Below are 24959 nucleotides of genomic sequence, written 5' to 3'. Positions count from 1 at the left end.
AGGAAACAAATAATGAAAAAAGTTTTAATTTTAGGCGCTTCTGGTAGTATCGCAACCTTAATCGAACGGCAACTTCTTGACAATCCAGAAATTCAGATGACCTTGTTAGCACGCCATCCAGAACGTTTAGCCGCTGACATTCATCAGGATAGTCGGGTCAAAGTCGTTATGGCAGATGTCGTTAAAGATCAAGCACAATTAGTCGCAGCGATGCAAGGTCAAGATTTAATCTATGCTAACTTGTATGGGGCCAATCTCAAACAACAAGCACAACATGTGATTGCAGCCATGGACACCGCTAATCTTAGTCGACTGATTTGGATCTCAGCCAACGGCATCTATAATGAAATTCCTGGAAAGTACGGTCGCTGGAACGCCGAGATGCTTGGTAGTACCCTAGATGCTTACGCGGCTGGTGCTAAGGTCGTTGAATCGAGTCATCTCGATTACACGATTATTCGACCAGCATGGTTCTCCGATAAAAATACGGTTAGTTATGAATTAACTCAAAAGGGCCAAGCTTTTAAGGGCACTGAAGTCTCACGTCAAAGTGTGGCAACTTATATCAGCTCATTAATCTTAGATCCTGACCAAGGAATTAAACAATCGATTGGCATCAGCGAACCAAATACAGCCGGTGCCAAACCAAGTTTCTACTAAATTCTTTCTGAAAGGATATCCGCAATGAAACTTATGATTCTAGGAGCTTACGGCAAGCTCGGTCAGCAAATCAGTCGCCTCGCAGCACAACAGAACTGGCAATTAACCGCAGTAGCACACAAAGAACATCCCACTATTGCGCTTGGAAGTGCGACCCTCCTGCTCAAAGACGTTCGCAAGTTAACTTTCAATGATGTTCAGGGTTTTGACGCGGTGGTCGATGCGACCGGTGGTTGGCAGCCCAAAACGGCACCAATTATCTATCAAGGTCTCGCTAAAATCGTTCAATTACTAAATAAGAGTCAAACGCGCTATCTAAAAGTTGGTGGCGCCAATACCTTGTTTATTAATCGTGACCATTCTCAACAACTACAAAATTTGGCGAGCTACTATCCGGCTAAATTTCATTTTTTATGTGAGGCACGTCAACAGGCTTTAACGCTTTTGCGGACCTATTCAGCCATTAATTGGACTTATGTCACACCGCCAATTAATTTTATCAGTGATGGGCCCGCCACTGGACACTATCAAGTTACCGGTGAAGAATTTCATGCAAATTTGCGTGGCGATGATGGTCTTAATGATTACATCAGTTATGCAGATTTTGCACAAGGCATCATTGACATTCTGGCCAAGCCACAATATTTACGGCAACAAATCACGCTGACTAGTGGCAACTGTCCAACTAATTTTAAATGAGGTGATTTTTTGAGAATCATGGTTATCGGTGCCTATGGACGAGTGGGTCAACTGATTACGGCAAATGCCCTTAATCGCGGCCATACGGTTATCGGCGTCGCTCACCGCCGTCATGCTAACCTGTTTCAAGCACCAATCCTTATCAAGGACATTCTTGAGATCAATCGAGATGATATCGCTAACCTAGATGCGATTGTTGATGCAGTTGGTGCCTGGTCACCAGCTACCGAAAGTGTTCATTATCAAGGCTTGTTACATGTTATCGAACTAATTAAAGGTACTCGAATCCACTATTTAAAAGTCGGCGGTGCGAATACACTGTACCTTGATCAGATTCATCAGCGGACTTTGCAAGAACTGCCGCTTTATTATCCTGACTATATGCAAGATTTATGCAACGCGCACGCTGAAGGGCTCAAAATTTTACGCACTTACACCCACATTGACTGGACATATGTGACCCCAACCTACAACTTTGATCCAACCCGCCAAGGTACTGGCACTTACCATGTTGAAGGTGAAGAATTTAAGGCGGCAGCCTCGCAAAATCCTAACGATGGTCGCCATGACTACATTACTTACGCCGACTACGCCCAAGCCATGCTGGATATTATTGAACAACACAACTATATTCGGCAACGAATCACCTTAGTCAGTGGTAATAACCCGGTGCCAACCCAGCGTTATTAACTAATTTGAATAACTGCTCGCTCAAAAAGTTGTAAAGACTGATTTTGCTCAATCGCAATCAGTCTTCACAACTTTTTTGTTCTCATATCATTAGATTACTGATATAATTATCATTGAATTTTAAGAAAGCGGTGAAACAGTGTGTCTTTTGACTTATTAGGTTGGATCAACCTGCTGACTAATATTATTTTTACAACTGTCCTTCAAGGGGCTTAGTCTGCACTTTTTTCAGCCGTCAAAGTCACCTTTAACACTGTCACAGCAACCGAAACATTAGCGTTGCGCACAACCCTTGAAGGAGTTCACTATGATCAAAATTATGCACCGCAACCTCCACTTAGGCTATGGCTATACCGCTCTAGCTTTTTTCGGCATCACTAGTTTATGGGTAATTTTCTTGCAACAACGAGGCCTTTCATTAGTCCAAATTGGCTTATGTGAGAGTCTCTTTCACCTCACTAGTCTCCTCTCCGAAGTCCCCTCTGGTATTTTGGCTGACCGTTTCGGTGACAAGCCCGTTTTAATTGCTGGTCGGGTCGCCGCCATTTGCCATGCACTCATTATGCTGACAGCCCACAGTTTCTGGTGGTTCGCCCTCGGTTTTGTCTTACAAGCTTGGGCCTATAATCTGCAATCTGGCACGATTGAAGCCTTGCTCTATGACACCTTAGCAGATCATCAGGCAACCGATAAATTTGCCGTTGTAACTAAAAATATGAATTTAACCATTGAATTAGCCGATACCATTGGCGTACTGCTGGCGGGTTGGTTTATTCATGGTTATCTGGCACTGACTTATTGGCTCTATGCCGCAGCCGCCGTCCTCGCAATGATCGTCATCTTAGCGTTGCGCGAACCACAACATGCGAAAGCAACCGTCGCTACGACCAATTCGATTTGGCAAATTACGCGGGCAGCTGCGCATTGGTTACATCAGTTACCGCAACTGCGACGATTAATGCTATTTCATGCCGCTTTTAGCGCAATTGGCACGACCTATTACTACTATTTTCAAAGTGTGATGACCAGCCATGGGTTTAGTGGTCCCCTCATTTCCGGAATTTTAGTCATGACCGCCATTTTAAACGTTGGAGGCGTCCAACTAACCCCTTGGTTGCAAAAACAGGTTTCACAATTAAAACTCCTGATTACTTTAACCTTGCTATTAACAATTAGTTTAACCAGCGCGTTCTGGGTCAATATCGGCTGGTTAGTTGCTAGTTATTTAGCCGTCAACGTTTTACAGGCGGTTATCGAGCCGTTACTTTCAAACTATTACAATCGGCTGATTCCAAGCGGTCAACGTGCAACTTTACTGAGTGTTGCCAGCATGTTGTTCAGCGTCGTCATGATTCTGATGTTTCCAATCATCGGCTGGCTGATTGAACGCAGTAATTTTACGACTGTCTTCGGAGTCTTGGGATGCGGATTAGGCCTACTATTACTCATCGGCTTCATCTTCAAGAAACACTATCAGCATTAACAAAACAGTCTGGGACAGACATATTTTGAAACCTTCTGATGATTGAAAGAATCAAGATGTGCTGAGCATAATGTGATTGTTTTAACGGTTTAACAGTCGTTTGCCCATCCAATCAGCCACTAAAGTACTGGCTGTATCGTTTTAGTCATTGACACAATGCGTATTGCCAGAAAATTCAGCGTAATATTTATCCGTTGATGAGTAGTTAAAAAGTGGTCCTAGAAGTCATTTTTATGATTTCCAGGACCACTTTTTGTTAACTTGAAAGCGCCATATCGTAATTGAACATCAAGTTAGACATACGTGCCTGATAGGCTCGATCCATTAACTCGCACAATACATCCTCAGGACTAATCCTAGTAACCAATCGGTTTGTCACCATCGGTACCTGGTTGATCAATTCCTAAACTTGATTTTTGATGAATTGTTGGATCTTTAATGATTTTAACGATCAGATCAGCAATACTTTTACGCGAAATAATCGTGCCTTTATATTCCTCACCTTTTTCTGTCAATTCATAATCAATTTTATCTTCATTAGTCATATATGCACAGCGCAGAATCGTAAAATTAACATTCGAATCTTCAATTACCCTAGCCGCACGTCGGGTATCCTCCATCACTTCATGCCCAATAACGTTCTCATTCCAATCATCAAATTTTTTTGGAAGTTCATGATATAATCCTAATCCAGCCACGTAAATGAGGCGATTTACATGACTGGTATTCATTGCTTGTATCATACTTTTTGCCATCGGCTCAAATTTACCGCCTAGGTTCGCATAGACAATGTCTTGATCTTTCATGACTTCTATCAACTTCTTAGTATCATTAACATCCCCATCAATAATCCTTTCTCGACTAGGGTTCTTAACCGTTAATCTATTAGAATGACGTAAATATAATGTTAAATTATCTTCAGTTTCCTTCAACAATCTATCGCGAACTAATTTCGCAATTTGACCGTTTGCGCCAAGGATCAATACATTTTTCATTTTATACTTCCTATATCTCACTATGACAGTGGTTTAACCCCTATCTCAGATATGCTAGCCTCCGATAAGCCAATCAAAGGACTTTTTCGTTAACTTCAAATTTCGTTAGTTTAAATATTGTGAAAAAAAGGTAGCTAATTTTGTGAACGGGATTAAGTTATGGTTCACGCCACCATCATACAGGTCAGTGTGAACGGCTCCTGTAATTGTCAGGAATTCTTTATTCTCAGTATATTTAGAATTCGTCGTCATTTTCTTGAACTCATCTTTACTGAAGTAATAAGAGTGCGCTTGATCCCCATGGACCATCAAAACTGCACTCCGAATTTCATTAGAATACTGGCAAATCGGTTGGTTAATAAAGGACATTGTGCCAATTGTATTCCAACCATCATTTGAGTTAACTGAGCGAGCGTGGTAACCACGACTGGTCTTGTAATAGGCGTGATAGTCTTTCACAAATTGTGGCGCATCGTCCGGTAGTGGATCAACGACACCGCCAGCCCGTTGGTAACGACCACTTTGATAATCGGCAGTCCGTTGTTGATTGAGTGTAACTTTCAGCTCATGACGCGCAACTTCATTATCATCATTGTCAAAGTAACCGTTAGCATTGACCCGACTCATGTTGTACATGGTCATGATTGCAGTAGCCTTGACCCGAGTATCTAAAGCTGCAGCATTGAGTACCATCCCACCCATACCACAGATACCAATCATCCCAATCTTTTCAGGATCAACATTTGGCTGGATGGACAAAAAGTCAATGGCAGCTTGAAAGTCTTCGGTGTTAATGTCAGGCGAAGCCATGAATCGAGGTTGACCAGAACTTTCTCCGGTAAATGAAGGGTCAAAAGCAATTGTTAAGAATCCCTTTTCAGCCATCGTTTGGGCATAGATACCAGAAGACTGCTCTTTTACGGCTCCAAATGGTCCGCTAATAGCGATAGCAGCCAGTTTACTCGTGACGTTTTTAGGAGTATACATATCGGCGGCTAAAGTGATTCCGTAACGGTTATGGAAAGTGACCTTCTGATGATCAACTAAATCACTCTTCGGAAATGTCTTATCCCATTCTTTGGTAAGCGTTAATTTTTCGTTTTGCATGTGTTTATCTCCTTTTTGATTAATGATATTTGTTAGCAAGAAAATCTAGGCAATCGATTTGAAATTCCGTTTGGCGCAATGTTTGTAGCAATTGTTGACGCTGACACTGAAGAATTTGCTGCAGGCAAGTATAATCGCCACGGTTAAAGCTAGCTAAGATTTTTTGACTATCAGTTTGATTAAAGCCTGCATCCGCGAGATTCTGTTCGAGCAGTCCAAGTTTATTGTTTGCGTTAGTCATGCTTTGTCCTTCCCTTACTGTGATTACAGTTTACCTGCTGCGTTCAATTATGTATAATACTTTGTAACGATAACTAGTTATTCGATTTTAGAATAACTAGTTCACTTAGAAGGGATAGTTATGGAAATTCGAGTACTAAGATATTTTGTTGAAGCAGCAAGGCAGGCTAGTATTACACGAGCCGCTGAAGCCTTGCATGTGTCGCAACCGACTTTGTCTAAACAGTTGAAGGGTTTAGAAAATGAGATTGGTAAGCAATTATTCCAGCGTGATAACTATGGTATTAAATTGACGACTGCTGGAACATTAATGCGAAAACGGGCCGAAGATATTTTAGCGATGGTGGACAAAACTAGCGCAGAATTTTCTGCTATGACGACACTTACGGGAGGAAATCTCTATATTGGTTGTGCCGAATCACAATCGATTCGGTACTTGGCAGCATCCGTTAGCACTTTTCGTCAACGCTACCCAGATTTGCGCTTTCATTTGGTTAGTGGAGATACCGAGCTGGTTACCGATAAACTTGATCAGGGATTGGCTGATTTAGCAATTATCGCTGAACCACCGCGTCTAGATCATTACACTTACTTAGAGATACCTGGTGCCGACACTTGGGGCGTTGTAATGCGGCAAGAAGACCCTCTATCCCAAAAAGAAGTCATTACACCGACTGATTTGAAACATCAAGCAATCATCTGTTCTGAACAAGCGATTAAAAATGATATCCCACGCTGGGCAGGTGACGAAGTTTTTAATTTAAATTTGATTGGAACGACCAACTTGGTATTTAATGGATCGGTCTTTGTTCGAAGCGGGCTGGGAAAGCTGTTGTCGTTTAAGGGTCTTTGTGATACCAGTGCGACTAGTGGTTTGACGTTTCGGCCACTAAGTCCCCAATTAAAAACGAAGATGTATATTATTTGGAAAAAGTACCAAGTCTTTTCGCCAATAGCTGAGCGTTTCGTGGAACAGTTACAAGTGGATTTTGCCAATTGATTAAATCGGGTGAAAGATAATATCAGTAGAACCGCTTCTGAATTATTTAATCAAAAAGGCTATAACAACGTTACCTTCTTTTACCAGGATTCAGAAACAGCACGCGTTAACATTGATCGTTTTGGCAAAAAAAGGGTAAGTCTGGGACAAGATTCCCAGCTCACGTATTGAAAAGGACTGTTCCGAGAAATCGATAATTTCTCGGAACAGTCCTTTTTTTGAATCTTATGTATAACACAGAGATGATAATCCCTGCTATTCTTATAGCGCTGAACCCAAAAAGAAAAGAGATTATTAACTCTATGCAAATAAATTATACCAGTAATCAAACCACTTTAAAACTCAACTTAACTTGAAAACCACAGTCAAACAGCCTTGCTTGGGCGATTAACGCCATTGTCAATGATCTTTTAACAACGTTATTCAAGCCAGTTCGGCCTTGACTCTTTTTGCCACTAGTCTTCCGAATCCACTTTAGCTTGATGTTGACGTTCCAACTCACGTAATTCGTTTTCAGTCGATACCATATGATCATCATAATGATTTAATTTATAATTCAGATGATCGATTGCAGCCTGTAAATCGTCACGTTTCTCTTCCATGACAGCCAGTTGCTCAGTCAAAATAGCCTTTTGCTCCTTTGTATTATCTTCCTGTGCATCGAATAACTGAATATAGCGCCGTAAACTTTCAATACTCATGCCAGCTGACCGCATTTGAGTGACAAAGCGAATCCGTCGCAAAATTCGCGCATCAATATCGCGATTACCAACTTCCGTTCGATCAATTGGCGGAATCAAGGATTCTTTTTCATAATAACGAATGGCCGCTGACGAAACGCCAGTCTGCTCACTAGCTTCTTTAATATTCATTTAAAATACCTCCTAATAGACGGGCCGGTCTTCACCTTGAGTGGCGGGATCAGAAATGCCAATACTATCACGACTGTACTTATCTGGACTAGCAATGATCTGTAGCACCGCATCAGCAATACTTTGCCGTGAACCCGAGACCCCATTATAAGGCTGAGTCTTAGTCGTCACCGTATATTTAATCTCATCACGGTCATTCAACCATGGCAACCGCAACGTCGTGTAGTCTAAGCCAGAGGATTGCAATAACTCGTCTGAATGCCGCGCACTTGTCAAACCACTGCCAATTGAAGCGGTGTTCCAACGACCAAATTCACCAGCAACTTCATTATAGATTCCGAGAACATTTGTAAACAAGACCCGTTCCACGTGGTTAGCCTGCATCCCGGCAATCACGTTCTTCGTCAACCGGTTCTGAACATCATGATCAACTACCGCCACAAAGACGATATCTTGGGATACCATCGCCGCACTCACTGCCTTGGCATCCGTCAAATCACCATCGATCAGCTTAACCCGCGAATTATCGGCTAAATCACTGAGCCGATTCGCATGTCGTAAAAATAAAGTCAAGTCGATATCCTGATAAGCTGGCTCCGTTAAAATGCGGTGTTCAACCAGCCGAGCAATTTGACCATTGGCAGCTAAAATTAAAACTTTTTTCATTTTCATAACCTCTAATTTCAATTTGATGGCCTAAGCATAACCCCTTGCAGTAACTTCAAGGCAAGACAAAAAGCCAAATTAATTTTCTTTTTGCCACCAACCCTGTAAAATCGTGGACGCTTTTGCTAACTGCGAGCCACTCAGCCCAATCCCCGCTTTAAAAGTCACGGGTGCTGGTAATAAGGTTTCAAAATCGGCTTCATAGCCGCCCGGCGTCCCCGCATCCGTATAGAACGGCAACACGGTACCTTGAAAATCACCCAACTGTGTCAGAAAGGTCCGGACTGGCGTCGCAACCTTGGCTGACCAGACTGGGCCACCAACTAAAATTGTGTCATATTGACTCAATTCAGGTAACATATTTGTTAACGTGGGTAACTTGCCACTCGCAAGTTGTTGATTGGCAATATCTGAAGTCGCGTACATATCTGCTGAAAAAGTGTCTGCGGCGACCGTCAACATGACTTGATCAGCGCCAGTGACTTGCTGTAAAGCCGTTGCCATTTGCGCCGTATTGCCGGACCAGGAATAGGTCACGATTAATCTTTTAGTCATTATCAATTACACCCCTTATTTTTAATTTCAAGCTCAGTTTAACCCTTAAAGTGAACTTTAAGGCAAGTCAAAAGCGACATCCCCTTTTGACAGAGGATGCCGCTCAAACATGATCTAATTAGTCACCCACTGGATGATAACTGTCACGGTCAACCATGGCATTCATCGTCGCCATATCTTGATCATCAATTTCGAAGTCTAATTGCGCATTGGCTTCAACATGCGCCATCGCACGTGCCTTTGGTAGTGGTGCGACACCATTTTGAATGATGAAACGTAAGGCTAATTGTGGGACGGAAACTTGGTACTTAGCCGCTAACTTCGCCAAGTCGGCGTTAGCTAACAAACCACCCGTGGCGAGTGGTGAATAAGCTTGCACCACGATCTGGTTGGCTTTAGCCGTCCGAACGATGGTTGCTTGGGTGTGACCGACATAATATTGAATCTGGTCAACCGCTGGGGTCACCGTCAAGCCATCCCAAGTGAGTAAGTTTTCCAAGTCAGCCGAGTTAAAGTTTGAAACACCGACAGACTTAGCGCGACCACTCTTGTAAATATCCTGCATCGCGCGCCAAACTTCTCGGTTCTCAGCGTCATGATTTGAACCCATTTGGGCCCATGGCCATGGGGCATGAATAATGTAAGAATCCACATAATCCAAGTCCAAGGCTGCTAAGCTACTGTCAAAATCGGCCATCGTGCCATCATAACTCTTGGTTTCAGCTGGTAACTTCGTCTGAACAAACACGTCTTCACGAGCCACATCAGCATCGTGTAACGCTTCGCCAACACTCTTTTCATTACGATAAGCTTTCGCAGTATCAATGAACCGATAGCCAGCTTTTAGCGCATTGCTGACAGCATCGTAAGTTTCCTTACCGGGACGCGTCTGCCAAGTGCCAAAACCAACTTTTGGCATTTTTAAGCCATTATTTAACGTAAAGGTTTCCGTAATTGTTGCCATAAAATCACTCCTAATTTAATGATTGTGATTACTTTAGTCCCTTAGTCCTACACTAAGGCAAGAACTTTGTTTCTAAGTTTCAGTCAAACAGCGAAGGGACTGCCTAAAAAATTAAGGCAGTCCCTTCGGCGTTCAATTTAAAAATGAATAAACTTTAAGACTAAAACAAAGTACAACAAGACTGCGATTCCGACGCCAAGTGTATAGAGCAACGCTAGCCATTGGCCTTTAGCGGTCCGACCAGTCGGCCCAAAGCACAGGGCAACGCCACCACAAAGGACACTCAGCGTGCCAAGTTCGAGCCCCCAATTATGGTTGAACATCATCACAAACGGCCCAATTAAGGCTGCCACGATTGAAACCCATTTTGCGACAGCTAAAACCGTGCGACCAACTTTTTTATCATATGCATCATATTTTTCTTTTGCCATTAATATTGCCACCTGTCTTAATTTAACCGAACTACTCCTCTTATCTAGTATGCCGTAGATGAGCCAATTGTTCAAGAAGGCGCTTACTATTATCGCAAAATAAAAAGAATCCCCGTTTCCATTCGAGGATTCTAACTTAAATCCACTAAGCCTAAAACTTAGTCACTTTTACAGTCTTAGCGTACATCTTAAAGTGCACTCTAAGTCAAGTTATTTATTGATAGGATTGTGCAACAACATCCCAAGCATCCGCGCCTTTAGTCGTGTCTTGTTTTTCCAACTGACCTTGCGCGTTCACCCGGAACGTAGCAACGAGATGTGAAACTTGATCGTTATTCGCTTCGCGGACTTCAACGTAAACTAACTTATCTGGTTTCCGTGTTTGATTAAAACTAAAGTCTGCTTTAGTCATTTTAGTACCTTGGTATTCAGTCGCAACTTGTTGCCAAGCCCAGTCATTGACTTGTTCAGCCGTTAAATAACTGGTGGTTGAGGTCGCAGTAGTAGAAGAACTCGTCGCCGTGCTACTAGTCGTCGCTTGACTCGCGGATTGACTATCTGAACTGCTATCAGCCGTTTGCGTCGTTGAAGATGAGCTAGCCACTGCAGTCGACTTTGAAGCACTCGTTGCACTACTGGTCGCCGCTTTTGATTGAGCAGTTTGACTATTATTAGCTTTGCTCGTATCCTTTTTAGTAACAGCCGAACTCATGGTGGTCGTCGCTACCGGAGTCGAACTTTGAGCACCGTTGGGCCATAGTAAATAGCCGCCCCCCAAGACTGCTACGCCAATCAATACAGATGTACTAACAATTAACTTTTTCATTACTAATCAACTCCCCAAAATTATTTATCTAACTCTGAGATAAGGATACCTTAAGTTGAGTGAATTTACCAACGTTTTCCCGTATTAAATTCAATCTTAACAATTACTAAAAAAAGCGAGCCGGCTGTATAAATACAGTTAGCTCGCTTTAGTCACGGCACTGGTAAACCAGCGGGGGTGACGTTCCACAACATCAGTGACCCAAACATTCCGAATACGTCGGAGAAGCATGTCCCGCTATCAATAAATTAGTCACTAGCCGCTCGCGCGGAACCATCATCACTGATGATCTGACTTTATCGACTCATCGCATCAACTACACTACCATCTTTTACGCCCAGTTGCAAGCCTGACTTGTCACTATTCTTGGCGTGTACGCCTAAAAATGGTATATTTAGGCGGTATCACAGGAGGAATTTATATGACATGGCTCACCATTGCATGGACGATTCTCTTACGTCCATTGAGTTATTTAGTTACCATAACCAACCAAATTGGTGGCTGGTCGTATGGCTTATTATTTATCATCATTTTTCTGGAATCCGCATTCCTGGCTTTCGCCTTTTTACCGGGTCAATCATTATTATTCCTGAGCAGTTCAATCGCCGCGAATGCTAGTTCTAATCTGAATATCTGGCTATTATTATTAATCTTTGTCACGTCAGCAACAAGTGGCGCCATGCTAAAATACAGTTTGACTCGACGCCTAGACGACCATCACAATCGCTTAGAACGTGAGTTAAGCTCACCCAAACTGGACTCGACGCGGGCCCTCTTTGACGAACATGAAAAGCCATCAATGTTATGGGGTCGCTTCATCCCCTTCATTGGCCTGTTTATTCCGGTAATTGCTGGAACAACGGCCATGGATTGGCGGCATTTCCAATTCTGGAACTTCATGGGCGTGCTCATCTGGGTCGGAAGCTGTTGTTTCTTTGGTTATTACTTCGGTGATTGGCCGTTCGTCGAAAACAATTTCACCTGGATCATGCTGGCCCTAATTTTCATACCAGTGTTGGGACGCTATGCTTATCAAGCCATCAAACATCATCGCTTAGCTGAGAACTGAAAAAAACGTCAATTTTGATTGGGCGCTCTCCAATCAAAATTGACGTTTTTTTTAGTTCTGAAGGTATTCATTTGGCTCTGATACCATGCATATATTATAACTGCTCATTGTAAATTTAGCATTAAAGTCCTGTAAAGTTTACTTGTCAGCGGCCATGATCTCGTCCATCCGATCAGTCTGGGCTTGTAACCACGTAGTTAGTAAGCTTTTAGCCGCAACCTGGTCAGCTAACACGGCTTCAGCTGTCCCCAATTCATCAATTCTGAGGCCAGATTGAAACGCTTCAGATTCGGCAATCATGTAAAGATTGATGGGCATCGTTTCTTCAGCCATTGTCACTTTACCAATTTCGGTCAAGTTCGCCAGCGGCAAATTAATGACGCTAGTTTCCAAGCGAAAGCTAATCGCCGGATCGTGATCAGTGGCCAGCGTTGCTTGGGCAATTTTATCCGCCTGAACGTTGTCTAAGAATCCCCCTAACCAAGTATCCAGTTGATCGTTTAACTTGCCATAGGTCCCTTTAACAGTCGTCTGAGCGACCTTGTCTGCGGTGACCTCGTCAATAAAAGTTTGTACGTTTCGTTGCATACTATCCCTCGTTTAGTTAGTTTTGTGACGCCAACGGGTCAATAAGACCACGGTGTAAAAATTGATGCCTAATCCAATCGCTGCGATAACTTCTAACAACAATTTAACTTCCATCCCGGCATTACTCTGATAACCAGACATCAAAGCACTGATTAAACCGAGTGAATAAATCACTAAGACTAGGCCGAGTACATAAAAGCCTAGCATTCGATTTAAGTAAACTGCCAAGACACCTATCAAGTAAAGCACTAGGGCAATCAACAAGCCTTGCCACATTTGACCACTCGCAATCTTGGTCGCCTGTAGCTGCAAGTGACTGGTCGACATCATCCAATTGACGATACCGTAACAAAAAAAGGAAACAAACGCAAATGCGACTAGTCGTGTGAGTTTCACTAAATCACTCCTGTTACTCGGCGATTAAGTCAATGATATCTTCACGAGGAATGCCGGTAAAGTAACGGTTTAAATCAAGGTCCGCTAATTTTTCAGAAATCACATTATGATCATAACGTAAGCCAGTTAAAGCTTTTTCAACGTCATGCACATCCCCGCTACCAAAGAAATCGCCGAAAAATTTAATATTTTGAATGTGGCCATCGGTAACCTGTAACCGTGCATCGATTGTCCCCATATCAAAATGTTGACGCCGTTTTACTGAGAATTCCGGTGATTTACCGTAAACCCAGTCCCAATTAGCATAATAGTCTTCATAAATTTTATCAATGGCTTTTTGTTGTTCTGGTGAAACTTGGTATTCCTTATCTTTAATTTCATCTAAAGAATCCACGTGGAATAATTTTGTGAGTAAGGTATCTCGAAATTCTGGTACGGTAATATTTTGATATTCTGGTGCCAAGAACGGTCGTAAGTTGGTGACACGACTCCGAACTGACTTGATCCCTTTAGACGCAATCTTGTCAGTTGGCACGGTCAACGCATTTGGAACCACATTGAGATCCACATTAAGCATTAACGTTCCGTGTGAGAAAGTCTTGCCATTGCGAGAGTACATCGCATTACCAGAAAACTTTTTCCCATCGACTAAAAGATCATTACGACCACTGACATTGGCCGTTGTCGCACCCATTTCATGTAAGACATCGATAATGGGTTGTGTAAAAGTCTTAAAGTCACCAAATTCTTGGCTGTCACTGTCGACCACAAAGCTAAAGCATAAGTTTCCAAGGTCCTGATAGACCGCCCCACCGCCGGATAAGCGCCGTGTTACGGTAATGTTATGTTCACGCACATAGTCCGCATTGATTTCTTCCAATGTGTTTTGATTGCGACCCACAATAATGCAAGGTTCTTCGTAATAGAACAAGACTAATGGTTCATCAAATTCAACATTGTTCATCAAATACTGTTCAGTTGCTAAATTGCGACCAATTTCATGGTCTTTCATTGAAACATAGTACATTTAATATCAGCTCCTCAGCTTTAGGTTACTTTAATCATACGCTACGAATTAAAAAAGAGCCCACCATGTGAGCCCATTTTTTGGAAGAATCATAAAATTGAGTGTGGAATTCTTCATCCCCCAAACATCATTGAGTCACAATCCACATCCTTGAGCGCTCTGATTGGCGGCTACACGCTCTCCATGGATATTTCGTGCCATCAATAGATGGAAGTTGGTCAGCTGGTTATCCGAAATTAGCGGAAACGCTGCATACTGCACTAGCTATCACTTGACGGGTTTGTTACAACAATTGGGTAACGTTGAGTCTGACCTGAGATTCTTCCGATGTATCCACTATAGCACACGATGTAAGCGATTACAATGTTAGCCAAAAAACAACCCAGTCAGCACTATTGCCGACCAGGTTGTCTGAAGTTAATAGCGGTCGTAATCGCTATTCATCTCGTTACATTTATTATATAGCCTTGTCATTTAAAAGACAATTTGGTTGCTCGTTATTTCAATTAACGTGGGACATAATGGGTCGCGCCGGAATAGCTCAAGTACTTCAGCCAAGTCCGACCTTCAGCTTCGACCGTCCCATTATAGTAAACAGTCTCACCTTGATTGTAGCGACCAACGACCCCAGCACTCATGCTAGGTGCATTCCGAATCGAAGTGGCATTCGCAAAGCGGAACGCGCCGCGACTATTTGTGACATTATAAGTCCCGGCAGACGCGCCGCCATCGTTAATTGCCACGTAATGTGTCGCCCCAGAATAGGCTTGGTACTTCAGCCAAGTCTGTCCATTAGCGATCACTTTACCATTATAATAAACGGTTTCGCCAGAATTGTATGAGCCGACAGTACTAGCATTGGCACTTGGAGCACTCTTAATCGCAGTGGTGCCACTAAAGCGGTAAGCGCCACTTTGAGCAATCGTTTGTGACGGCGCTGAGTTGCTTGTATTGCCACTGATGGCAACGTAGTGCAACGCACCTGAATATGATTGATAACGTAACCACGTTTGACCATTTGCTGAGACCTTACCATTGTAATAAACCGTGTTACCGGCATAGTATGTCCCGACCGTTTGTGAATTGTTGTCAGGCGCACTCTTAATCGCGGTGGTTCCACTAAAACGATAAGTCCCGCTTTGCGGTGTCACTACTGGTGTTGATCCAGAGTTCGTGTTATTGCCACTCATGGCAACATAATGAACTGCACCAGAGTATGACTGATAACGTAACCAAGTTTGACCCTCAGCTGAGACCTTACCGTTATAATAAACCGTTTCACCGGCACGATAAGTTCCAACTGTTTGTGCATTAGTTTGTGGTGCAGTCTTAATCGCCGTATCATAGTTAAAACGGTAAGCGCCAGAAGCTGGTACAACGACTGGTTGGCTTGGTGCCTGAATCGTGTCACCAGCCATGGCAACGTAGTGAGTTGCGCCAGAGTAAGCCACATACTTCAACCAAGTTAACCCTTCGGCATTGACCTTACCATTGTAACGAACACTTTCACCGACATTATAAGTCCCAACCACTTGGGCAGACTTGCTGGCACTGTTTCGAATATTCGTCTTGGCACTAAACTTGAAGCTACCATTTTCAGCAATCACATTGGTTTGACCACCGTTGTTATTATTGGTGTTCTGATTGTTATTGTTATTTTGGTTGTTATTATTGTTAGTATTTTGATTACCATTGCCGCTAATTGCGACATAGTGTGTCTTGCCAGAATAGGCTAGATACTTCAACCAAGTATAACCACCGGCATCAACTTTAGCCGTATAGTTAACTGCTTCACCAGCATCATACGTTCCAACCACCGCTGAATTCATGCTTGCTTCCGCATGAATATCGGTTTTGGCTTTGAACACATAACGGCCAGCCGTATTGTTGCCCGTATTCGTGTTATTGTTGTTACCATTATTGGTATTACCTGGAAGTGGTTCTTGGCCGGGTTTCACGTTGGCAACTTCTTGATCCCAACTCTGTAACCCATAGCTTTCAACCATGTTAATCAGAGATTGCGCATAGTCTGGTGCAGTGGCATAACCATCTTGTTGCAAGTAATTGGCAACTTTGTGATAATCGCGTTCACCAATTAAGTTACGGTAACGTGAATTTTCATCTAAGAAGCGCCCATGATCCTCAACACTGGCTGACCAGTTAGGGTATTTTCTAAAGGCGGCATTAACATAGTAGTACCCATTTGGACCCCATTCTTGCGTTGGGAACCAAATAGACTGACCATTATAATCACCTTTAATCCCAAATAGGTTATTACCTTGTGTTGATAGCTGTGAACGACCCCAACCACTTTCAAGGATAGCTTGAGCAGCAGTGACAGATGGCAACACGCCATATTTATGCCAGCCGGAAATAGAGCCAGCTTTAATTTCACTAAAGAATTTGTCTTGATAGCCAAACAATGCTGAACTAATTAAGACGCTGTCGTCATAAGCGCCCGGTCCAATCGTTTGGTTTGCTTGAATGTTAGATTGAGCTGGCACTGGCTCAGCAACTGCTTCCCTAGCGCTTCTAGTCGACGCTGAACTGGCGTTGGCTTGTGAACTCTGACTTGTAGCTGAGCTAGCACTCGCTTGTGAACTCTGGCTGGTCGCTGAACTGGCACTCGTCTGTGAACTTTGACTTGTGGCTGAACTGGCACTCGTTTGTGAGCTTTGACTTGTGGCTGAACTGGCACTGGTTTGTGAGCTCTGACTTGTGGCTGAATTAGCACTGGTTGCTTGCGAGCTTTGGCTAGTAGCACTTGCAGGACTCGCCGCAGTTGCACTTGTTTGTTTGACGGAAATCGTACGACTCGTTGCAGTCGCTGCTTGTGAGCTACTACTTGTGGCACTCTCTTGACTAGCACTTGTTGAAGCTGATTGTGAAGTCGAATTCTTTGTGGCAAATTGACTTCCCACCTCAGAACTAGCTGAAGCGTCAGTTGCAACAGCTTGGCTAGTGGCTGAAACCGGGGCCGTTGCAGCACTATTAGCGGCTACCGCTTTGGCAACCTCACTAGCCGGCTGAACTGCCTTTAACGGTGTTGAAGCAACCGCAACTGCAGTTTCTTCAACTTGAGTTTCACTGGCCTGTACATATTTGGTTTGGTGATCACTGGTCAATTTATCGTTAGTGGCATCCGTTTGACTCGCCTTAGCCGTGGGTGTTTTTGTCCCAGACGTTGCCGAGTCAGCCTTACTTACAACTACAGGTAAGAGCGCAGTACTAAGCATGAGCGATGCAATTACTTTTGTCATTCCGATTTTCAATTCAAATTCCCCAAATCTTTCATTGAATTTTGTGTTATGTTGTTCATTCCAACACTTAATTAATTTTCCCGAGCTTTGCTGTTACAGCAATTATAGTAGCATCTAGCCGTGTTACATTCAATTCGAATATTGTAATATAAATTACGTGATATTAATTAATCCCAATAATAATCGTTTTAATTAATAAACTATTTTCTACTTTTATTAAATAATTGCACTAAATTCTTGGCCTTAAAATTGGTTTCGCTAAATTTCAACTGCATAGTTAAGCGGTTACCATGACATCTTGTTATAAGATATATTATTTATACCCATTTATCAACTAATTACCAATCTCAATTATTGATTAGTTTTACGACCAAGACGACATGGGAGTCCAGCAATAAAAAATTTTAGATTGTAATGATAATTAAGATATCAATAAAAAATTTTACATTTTGTAACAAAGTGGCTCCTAGCCTATGAACTTCTAAACTAAAAGGCTTACAGTTATGAAAATTAATGCTAAAATGAACATATTAATGAGCATACACAAACGGGGGTAACCATTATGTTACAACAATATCAAAATATCTTGGTACCAGTTGACGGGTCCAAGGTCACCGAAGAAGTTTTAAAGCGCGGCATTGAAGTTGCCAAACGTAACCAGACCCACTTGGACATTTTAAATGTCTTGGAAGTTAATCAATTCAGCGACACGTACGGCGGTGCGGTCAGTGGTGATGTCATCTATAAACTTTCAGAAGACGTTCAAAAACGACTTGAAGAACTCAAGCAAGAAGCTATCGATGCCGGCGTGACCGACGTTGAAATGCACGTTCGTTTTGGGAATCCTAAGACGGTTATTGCGCGCGAATTTCCAGCTGATCACCACAATGAATTAATCATGATTGGGTCGACCGGGCTTTCCGCAGTGGAACGCTTAATGGTCGGTTCAGTCACAACCTATGTCAGCCGGAACGCTGTGTGCGACGTTTTGATCGTTAAACCTGACAAATAATCTCTTTAAATAGCGCAATATTGCGCTATTTTTTTGACCCAAGAAAGTTGGTAATCACCGGATGCAATGGACTTATCAGTTAACAATTCCCACAACTCTCAATCAGCAAACTGTCCGCGATTGTCTGAAGCAATGGCTGTTGCCAAAACGGATTCAGGGGCAGCTACGTCAAGGTCGACGACTATGGGTCAACCAACTGCCCGCCTCGGTAGCGACGCTCGTCCACACCGGCGACCAGTTGACGCTTCAATTTGTCCCAACCGACTTTCGGACGCCAACGTCAAACTATTTACCTGATAGTGCCGCAACGGTCGCCATTTTATACCAAGATCAAGACTTACTAGTCGTTAACAAGCCAGCTGGTGTGAAGTCTCACCCTAACCAGCCCGGTGAAGTTGGCTCAATTCTGAATCATCTGGCAGCGTATCTTGCTCCTGCTGGTCAAGCACCTTATATGGTTCATCGACTCGACCAAATGACCTCTGGCGCCATGCTAGTGGCCTTAAATCCGGTCGTCGTCCCCATCCTGGACCGGTTGATTAGCACGAAACAGATTCGCCGCAGCTATTATGCTTGGGTTCGCGGTCATTTTGAAGCTACCCAAGGCCAATTTACTGCTGCAATCGGACGACACCCGACCGATAAACGGAAACGCTGGATTGATGTTCCTGGTGCGCAATCAGCGATAACTGATTATCAAGTGATCAGGACGACACCACATCAAAGTCTCGTTAAACTTACCTTGCAAACCGGTCGCACTCACCAATTACGGGTACATCTCGCCGCGAGTGGGCATCCGATTATTGGCGACCCACTCTACGATAACGCCGCCAGCACTGCGCCACGCTTAATGTTACACGCGATTCAGTTACATTTACAACGGCCGTTCAGCACTGATACGATCGATGTGCAAGCGCCACTACCAGCACTTTTTTCAGACGATTCGCAGATTGAGTCCTTTTAAATGACATTCAAAAAACCGCTCATCACTGACTTGAAACTAAGCCAGCAATGAGCAGTTTTAAATTAATCAATACAAATTATTAGAAATCAGCGTTACCTGGTGTCCGTGGGTAAGGGATCACGTCACGAATGTTTTCCATCCCAGTGACGTACATCAATAGGCGTTCAAAACCAATCCCGAAACCAGAGTGGACCGTTTCACCGTATTTCCGGAGTTCCAAGTACCAAGCATATTCTTCTGGTGGCAATTTATAATCCTGAATCTTCTTGGCAAGTTGGGCTTGTCGTTCTTCACGTTGACTCCCACCAACTAATTCCCCAATTTCAGGGACCAGCATATCAACGGCCGCAACCGTCTTGCCATCTTCGTTATCACGCATGTAGAAAGCTTTGATTTCTTTTGGATAATCCGTGATAAAGGTTGGCCGTTTGTAAACTTGTTCACACAAGTAACGTTCGTGTTCAGCTTGTAAATCCAACCCCCAGTAAACAGGAACATCAAATTTAACTGGTGCTTTTTTCAATTCTTCGATTGCTTCGGTATACGTAATTTGTGCAAACTTTTCGTCAACCGTTTGGTGCAACCGTTCGAGCAAATGTTCATCAACTGAACTGTTCAAGAATTCCAATTCGTCCTTGGCATGTTCAAGCAAGTAGCTAACAACTGACTTCAACAAGGCTTCAGAGGTCACGATGATATCGTGCAAGTCAGCAAAGGCCATTTCTGGTTCAATCATCCAGAATTCAGAAGCATGCCGTTGCGTGTGTGAATCTTCAGCCCGGAAAGTTGGCCCAAAGGTGTAAACGTTCCGTAAAGCCAAAGCAAAGGCTTCAACCGGCAATTGACCACTAACCGTTAAGTTGGTTTCCTTTTTAAAGAAATCTTCATGGTCGTCAACTTTGCCATCCGCCGTCTTTGGTAAGTTGTTCATGTCTAGCGTCGTGACCCGGAACATCTCCCCGGCCCCTTCGCTATCACTACTCGTAATAATTGGCGTGTTCACGTAAGTAAAACCGTGTTCTTGTAAATATTGATGAATGGCAAATGCAGCTAAAGAACGAATCCGGAAAACTGAATAGAACGTATCCGTCCGTGGCCGTAAGTGGGCCATCGTCCGTAAATATTCATACGTATGCTTCTTCTTTTGTAAAGGATAGTCGTTATCTGACGCCCCTTCAACTTCGATTGCGGTTGCATGAATTTCCAAAGGTTGCTTAGCCGTTGGCGTATATGCAACGGTCCCAGTAACCTTGATAGTCGTGCTCAATGGCAACTTCTTTAACTCATCATAGCCAGCCAAGTCACTCGTCATAACGATTTGAGCGTGTTTGAGGGTCGACCCATCGCTTAATTCGATAAACCCAACGCGCTTAGAACCCCGGACGGTTTTTACCCAGCCGTGTAAAACAACTTCTTCATCTTCAGCAAAATGCTGATCACTAAATAATTCTTTAACTAAAACTTCGGTCATTCCTATTCTCCTCCTGTGACAACTAAAAAAGAGCCTACCTCCCTAATCACTAGGGACGAAAGCTCTTTCCGCGGTACCACCCAAATTGTTTTTATTTCAAAACCAACTTTAAATAACGTCCAAATAGACGTTCCGCTTGATAACGTGTCGGTTACGGCTTAGCCTACTACAATTTTTCAGCTAGCAACAAAAACGGGGTTATCCAAATCGGACGGTCGACTAAGCTCTCACTATCCTTAGCTCGCTATACACCGGGGCCGATTTGACGTTGGCCGTTTCAATTCTTTTTAGTTTTATTCAACTTTTGTCAGGGTATCACAAATAGTGATTAAATACAACTCAATCCAACGTTACAAACTGTCATCTCAACCAATACGCATACTTCAATCATCAAAAAAACTGCGATCATTCGACAGGCACACTTCATCGAATTGATCGCAGTTAAATTAACTTAATTAAATTGACCTAAAGCTTATTTCAAGCCTTTCCATTGCCAGTCGTTAACTTCTGGCAAGTCGGTCCCAGCATCACGAATGTAAGCATTATGCTTAGCTAACATGTTATCCATGTCTTGAACAAAGGCTGCACCGGTATCTTCCATTGCTGGTTGTGCCGCAATCGCTGCTTTTGCCAAGTCGAAGCGGTCCATTTGGTTCATGACCCGAACATCGAATGGGGTCGTAATGTCCCCATTTTCACGATAGCCATGCACATGTAAGTTATGGTTGTGACGGTCAAAGAAGATATCACGAACCAAATCTTCATAGCCATGGAAAGCAAAGACAACTGGCTTGTTCTTCGTGAAGTAATGGTCGAATTCTTCATCAGATAAGCCACGTGGGTCCTTCTTAGGACTGCGTAACTTCAATAGATCGACCACGTTGACAAAGCGAATCTTCATGTCAGGGAAGCTGTCATGCAACAATTGAATTGCGGCTAACGCTTCCAAAGTTGGTTCCGTCCCGGCTGAAGCAAAGACGATATCTGGTTCGCTACCTTGATCAGTGCTTGCCCAATCAACGATACCCAAGCCGTTATCAACTAATTGTTTAGCTTCTTCAATGCTGAACCATTGTTGACGTGGGTGCTTAGACGTAACCACATAGTTAATCTTTTCTTGACTCCGGAAAATCACATCACCAACGGCTAACAAGGTGTTGGCATCGGCTGGCAAATATTCACGAATATATTCAGGCTTCTTTTCAGCCAAATGGGTCAAGGCACCAGGATCTTGGTGGGTATAACCGTTATGGTCTTGCTGGAAAACGGTTGAAGCCGCAATAATATTCAATGATGGATACTTGTTACGCCAATCGAGTTCGTTGGCTTTCCGTAACCACTTGAAGTGTTGTGTCAACATTGAATCCACGACGCGTAAGAACGCTTCATAACTTGCAAACAGACCATGCCGACCAGTCAGAACGTAGCCTTCAAGCCAACCTTCAGCTTGATGTTCAGATAACTGAGCATCCAAAACTCGGCCAGCTGGGGCTTCGAATTGATCACTATCTGGATGAATATCTTCCAACCATTGACGGTTAGTCGCTTCGAAAATCCCATAGAGCCGGTTTGACATCGTTTCATCAGGACCAAATAACCGGAAGTTATCTGGGTTCTTTTTAATGACATCACGGAGATAGTCTGACCAAACAATCATATCTTGCTTAACATCTTCGCCACGCTTGGAAGTATCCACAGCGTAATCGCGGAAGTTAGGTAAGTTCAAGGCCTTTGGATCAACCCCACCGTTCGTGATTGGGTTAGCAGCCATTCGACTTTGACCAGTTGGGATAATCGCTTTGATATCATCCTTCAAAGTCCCGTCATCATTGAAAAGTTCTTCTGGCTTGTATGATTCCAACCAGTCAACTAAGGCATCGGCATGTTCCATGTCAGTTTGGTCAACAGGAATTGGAATTTGATGGGCCCGGAACGAGCCTTCAATCTTTTCGCCATCCCATGACTTTGGACCAGTCCAGCCTTTAGGCGCACGGAAGACGATCATTGGCCAAGTTGGCAAACTAGGATCATTGTTTTCACGAGCATTCTTTTGGATGGCCTTGATCTTTTCAATCGCTTCATCCATCGCTTTAGCTAAAAGTGGATGAACTTTTTCAGGATCGTCACCAGTCACAAAGATTGGTTCCCAGTTCATACTTTCAAAGTATTTCGCAATCTTTTCATCAGAAGTCCGACCAAAGATCGTTGGGTTAGAAATCTTAAACCCGTTCAAGTTTAAGATTGGTAAAACGGCCCCGTCGTTGATTGGGTTGATGAATTTAGTCGATTGCCATGACGTTGCTAATGGGCCAGTTTCGGATTCCCCATCACCAACGACAACGGCAGCAATTTCATCTGGGTTATCCAAGATCGCACCAGTACCATGTGAGATCGAATAACCAAGTTCGCCACCTTCGTGGATTGAACCTGGTGTTTCAGGGGCAGCATGTGAAGCCACGCCACCAGGGAATGAGAATTGTTTGAACAATTTCTGCATCCCAGCTTTATCCTGCGTAATTTCAGGATAAATATCAGTGTAGGTACCGTCCAAGTATGAGTTAGAAACCATGACTTGGCCACCATGACCAGGACCTTCAACGTAGAACATCTTTAAATTATATTTATTAATGACCCGGTTTAAATGGGCATAAATAAAGTTTTGACCAGCAATCGTGCCCCAATGGCCGATTGGATGGACTTTAACGTCACTTGCTTTTAATGGTTGTTGTAATAATGGATTAGCTTTTAAATAAAGTTGACCAACGGATAGGTAGTTCGCAGCCCGCCAATACTTGTCAACTTCTTGCAAATATGCTGGTGATGAGTAATCTGTAGCCATATTCAAAACACTCCTTAATTTGCTTTTGATTATTGTCTGTCTGTAACTGACATCGTTTACAAGTTCTATCTTAACAGCTTATTTTTAAAAATCAACCTTTTTGTTAATTGGAACGGTCCAATTATTTAATTCTGCCCTTTTTTAGCTTAAAAGAACCAGTATCAGCCTTAGGGCCGCGCTGGTTCTCATCACGATATTTTTTGTAAGCAGTAAATAAGATGACGTATTGAAACGCCCCCTCTGGTCACGTATTCTGTGACTAAAGGGGGCGTCAATTTATTTAATACAATTTGTCTGTACCTGTTCGGTCCATGGCAAATAAGCCTTCAGTTGTTCCTGATAATCAACCATGGGTAACTGAGGAATATTTTCTAGGAGGTACTCGATATATTTAGAAGGGTTTAGCCCATTCATTTTTGCAGTTTCAATTAGGCTTAAAAACAAAGTGTTGGCGTGGGCACCAGCTTGGCTAGTACTGAACAGCCAGTTTTTACGTCCCATAACTGCTATTTTGATATGTCTTTCGGCTGTATTATTACTTAACTCAATTTCTGGATCTTCCAAGAAATGCATCAAGTACGTTTGTTGCCCGAGAGCGTATCTAACAGCTTTACCAAGTCCCGACTTTTCTATTACGGGCGTCTTATTGAGCCAATCGAAGAATTCATCCACGATTGGTTTACTTTCACTTTGCCTAATTTTAAGCCGTTCCTGGAATGATTTTGTCTTAAGGTCCTGTTCGATTTTGAATAACTTGTTAATCATATCCAGTGCTACGTTGGCTTTGCCCACGACTTTATTTGGTGTCGGCCCTGTTTCGATGAATTTTCGGCGAACATGTGCCCAACATCCTGAACGTTGGATTGTTCCAGGCAAGGTTCCATATGCTTGATAGCCGTCACATTGCAGACTGCCAGTATAACTGTTGTACAATTTCTGTGCGACCGCACCACTACGGTGCGGATCGTACTTAAAATAAACAACAGGTTTTTTCGCATCCTGAATTGAACAAGCTAACCAAAGGTATGACATGGTCGTTGCTGATTTTCCCGGTTCATGCAATACCTTATAGGAAGTCTCATCGCCATGGATATGTGTTTGTTTCATTAATTCATTCCGGCATAACTCATTGAGTGGTTGAAGCC

Annotated in this window: 24 protein-coding genes; 8 read left to right on the top strand and 16 right to left on the bottom strand. The window is 43.1% G+C overall.

Annotated elements, in window-relative coordinates:
* The first annotated feature begins 12 nt into the window (after window positions 1-12).
* From FFM70_RS03335 to FFM70_RS03320, 4 genes are all read left to right on the top strand, one after another.
* Window positions 13-660: an NAD(P)H-binding protein gene (locus tag FFM70_RS03335; RefSeq protein ID WP_137615435.1), complete on the top strand. Its 648-nt coding sequence runs from the start codon at window positions 13-15 to the stop codon at window positions 658-660.
* 24 nt (window positions 661-684) lie between these two features.
* Window positions 685-1359, top strand: a complete 675-nt coding sequence (locus FFM70_RS03330; protein ID WP_137615434.1) for an NAD(P)-dependent oxidoreductase — start codon at window positions 685-687, stop codon at window positions 1357-1359.
* An 18-nt stretch (window positions 1360-1377) separates the two neighbouring features.
* Entirely contained in the window at window positions 1378-2049 is a 672-nt protein-coding gene (locus FFM70_RS03325) for an NAD(P)-dependent oxidoreductase (protein ID WP_223877437.1), read from the top strand.
* Window positions 2050-2356: 307 nt separating this feature from the next.
* The gene (locus FFM70_RS03320) at window positions 2357-3532 is read left to right on the top strand and encodes an MFS transporter (RefSeq protein WP_137615432.1); all 1176 of its coding nucleotides are present in this window, start codon (window positions 2357-2359) and stop codon (window positions 3530-3532) included.
* A 356-nt stretch (window positions 3533-3888) separates the two neighbouring features.
* On the opposite strand, the gene FFM70_RS03315 is transcribed toward FFM70_RS03320, so the two are convergent.
* The 3 genes from FFM70_RS03315 to FFM70_RS03305 form a co-directional block, all read right to left on the bottom strand.
* On the bottom strand, window positions 3889-4527 hold the full coding sequence (locus FFM70_RS03315) for an NAD(P)H-binding protein (RefSeq protein WP_137615431.1): 639 nt from the start codon (window positions 4525-4527) through the stop codon (window positions 3889-3891).
* 105 nt (window positions 4528-4632) lie between these two features.
* Complete coding sequence (locus tag FFM70_RS03310; RefSeq protein WP_137615430.1) at window positions 4633-5634, bottom strand: alpha/beta hydrolase; 1002 nt, start codon at window positions 5632-5634, stop codon at window positions 4633-4635.
* Window positions 5635-5653: 19 nt separating this feature from the next.
* Window positions 5654-5875 carry a hypothetical protein gene (locus FFM70_RS03305; protein ID WP_137606654.1) on the bottom strand — a complete coding sequence of 74 codons (222 nt, stop codon included), beginning with the start codon at window positions 5873-5875 and terminating at the stop codon, window positions 5654-5656.
* A gap of 120 nt (window positions 5876-5995) precedes the next feature.
* Here FFM70_RS03305 and FFM70_RS03300 point away from each other — a divergent pair, with 120 nt between their 5' ends.
* On the top strand, window positions 5996-6874 hold the full coding sequence (locus FFM70_RS03300) for a LysR family transcriptional regulator (protein ID WP_137615429.1): 879 nt from the start codon (window positions 5996-5998) through the stop codon (window positions 6872-6874).
* A gap of 455 nt (window positions 6875-7329) precedes the next feature.
* Here FFM70_RS03300 and FFM70_RS03295 read toward each other — a convergent pair whose 3' ends face one another.
* From FFM70_RS03295 to FFM70_RS03270, 6 genes are all read right to left on the bottom strand, one after another.
* Window positions 7330-7746 carry a MerR family transcriptional regulator gene (locus tag FFM70_RS03295; RefSeq protein ID WP_137615428.1) on the bottom strand — a complete coding sequence of 139 codons (417 nt, stop codon included), beginning with the start codon at window positions 7744-7746 and terminating at the stop codon, window positions 7330-7332.
* 12 nt (window positions 7747-7758) lie between these two features.
* Complete coding sequence (locus FFM70_RS03290; protein ID WP_137615427.1) at window positions 7759-8412, bottom strand: NAD(P)H-binding protein; 654 nt, start codon at window positions 8410-8412, stop codon at window positions 7759-7761.
* A 78-nt stretch (window positions 8413-8490) separates the two neighbouring features.
* Window positions 8491-8967, bottom strand: a complete 477-nt coding sequence (locus tag FFM70_RS03285) for a flavodoxin family protein (RefSeq protein ID WP_223877428.1) — start codon at window positions 8965-8967, stop codon at window positions 8491-8493.
* 118 nt (window positions 8968-9085) lie between these two features.
* Window positions 9086-9931: an aldo/keto reductase gene (locus tag FFM70_RS03280; RefSeq protein ID WP_137615426.1), complete on the bottom strand. Its 846-nt coding sequence runs from the start codon at window positions 9929-9931 to the stop codon at window positions 9086-9088.
* 137 nt (window positions 9932-10068) lie between these two features.
* Window positions 10069-10362: a hypothetical protein gene (locus FFM70_RS03275; protein ID WP_137615425.1), complete on the bottom strand. Its 294-nt coding sequence runs from the start codon at window positions 10360-10362 to the stop codon at window positions 10069-10071.
* A 214-nt stretch (window positions 10363-10576) separates the two neighbouring features.
* Window positions 10577-11188, bottom strand: a complete 612-nt coding sequence (locus FFM70_RS03270; protein WP_137615424.1) for a hypothetical protein — start codon at window positions 11186-11188, stop codon at window positions 10577-10579.
* A gap of 421 nt (window positions 11189-11609) precedes the next feature.
* Between FFM70_RS03270 and FFM70_RS03265 the strand changes: the two genes are divergently transcribed.
* Window positions 11610-12257 (top strand): VTT domain-containing protein, encoded by a 648-nt coding sequence (locus FFM70_RS03265; RefSeq protein WP_137615423.1) that lies wholly within the window; start codon window positions 11610-11612, stop codon window positions 12255-12257.
* A gap of 138 nt (window positions 12258-12395) precedes the next feature.
* Here FFM70_RS03265 and FFM70_RS03260 read toward each other — a convergent pair whose 3' ends face one another.
* The 4 genes from FFM70_RS03260 to FFM70_RS03245 all read right to left on the bottom strand — a co-directional run bounded on the left by FFM70_RS03260 (window position 12396) and on the right by FFM70_RS03245 (window position 17540).
* A complete protein-coding gene (locus FFM70_RS03260; RefSeq protein ID WP_137615422.1) occupies window positions 12396-12845 on the bottom strand; it encodes a hypothetical protein in 450 nt (149 codons plus the stop codon).
* A 12-nt stretch (window positions 12846-12857) separates the two neighbouring features.
* On the bottom strand, window positions 12858-13241 hold the full coding sequence (locus FFM70_RS03255; RefSeq protein ID WP_137615421.1) for a hypothetical protein: 384 nt from the start codon (window positions 13239-13241) through the stop codon (window positions 12858-12860).
* 13 nt (window positions 13242-13254) lie between these two features.
* Window positions 13255-14268, bottom strand: a complete 1014-nt coding sequence (locus FFM70_RS03250) for a lipoate--protein ligase (RefSeq protein WP_137615420.1) — start codon at window positions 14266-14268, stop codon at window positions 13255-13257.
* A 506-nt stretch (window positions 14269-14774) separates the two neighbouring features.
* A complete protein-coding gene (locus FFM70_RS03245; protein WP_171002285.1) occupies window positions 14775-17540 on the bottom strand; it encodes an SH3 domain-containing protein in 2766 nt (921 codons plus the stop codon).
* A 550-nt stretch (window positions 17541-18090) separates the two neighbouring features.
* Between FFM70_RS03245 and FFM70_RS03240 the strand changes: the two genes are divergently transcribed.
* Both FFM70_RS03240 and FFM70_RS03235 read left to right on the top strand, forming a co-directional pair.
* Window positions 18091-18540: a universal stress protein gene (locus FFM70_RS03240; protein ID WP_137615419.1), complete on the top strand. Its 450-nt coding sequence runs from the start codon at window positions 18091-18093 to the stop codon at window positions 18538-18540.
* Window positions 18541-18601: 61 nt separating this feature from the next.
* The gene (locus FFM70_RS03235) at window positions 18602-19504 is read left to right on the top strand and encodes an RluA family pseudouridine synthase (RefSeq protein ID WP_137615418.1); all 903 of its coding nucleotides are present in this window, start codon (window positions 18602-18604) and stop codon (window positions 19502-19504) included.
* A gap of 79 nt (window positions 19505-19583) precedes the next feature.
* On the opposite strand, the gene asnS is transcribed toward FFM70_RS03235, so the two are convergent.
* The 3 genes from asnS to tnpC all read right to left on the bottom strand — a co-directional run.
* Entirely contained in the window at window positions 19584-20975 is a 1392-nt protein-coding gene (asnS, locus tag FFM70_RS03230; RefSeq protein ID WP_137615417.1) for an asparagine--tRNA ligase, read from the bottom strand.
* A gap of 472 nt (window positions 20976-21447) precedes the next feature.
* Window positions 21448-23814 carry a phosphoketolase family protein gene (locus FFM70_RS03225; protein WP_137615416.1) on the bottom strand — a complete coding sequence of 789 codons (2367 nt, stop codon included), beginning with the start codon at window positions 23812-23814 and terminating at the stop codon, window positions 21448-21450.
* Between the two features lie 276 nt (window positions 23815-24090).
* Window positions 24091-24959 (bottom strand): IS66 family transposase (gene tnpC / locus FFM70_RS03220; RefSeq protein ID WP_137615415.1); only part of this gene is annotated, 869 nt, incomplete at its 5' end.

The sequence above is a fragment of the Lactiplantibacillus nangangensis genome, from assembly GCF_005405065.1.
Taxonomy (GTDB): domain Bacteria; phylum Bacillota; class Bacilli; order Lactobacillales; family Lactobacillaceae; genus Lactiplantibacillus; species Lactiplantibacillus nangangensis.
This window is presented reverse-complemented; position numbering and strand designations above follow the sequence as displayed.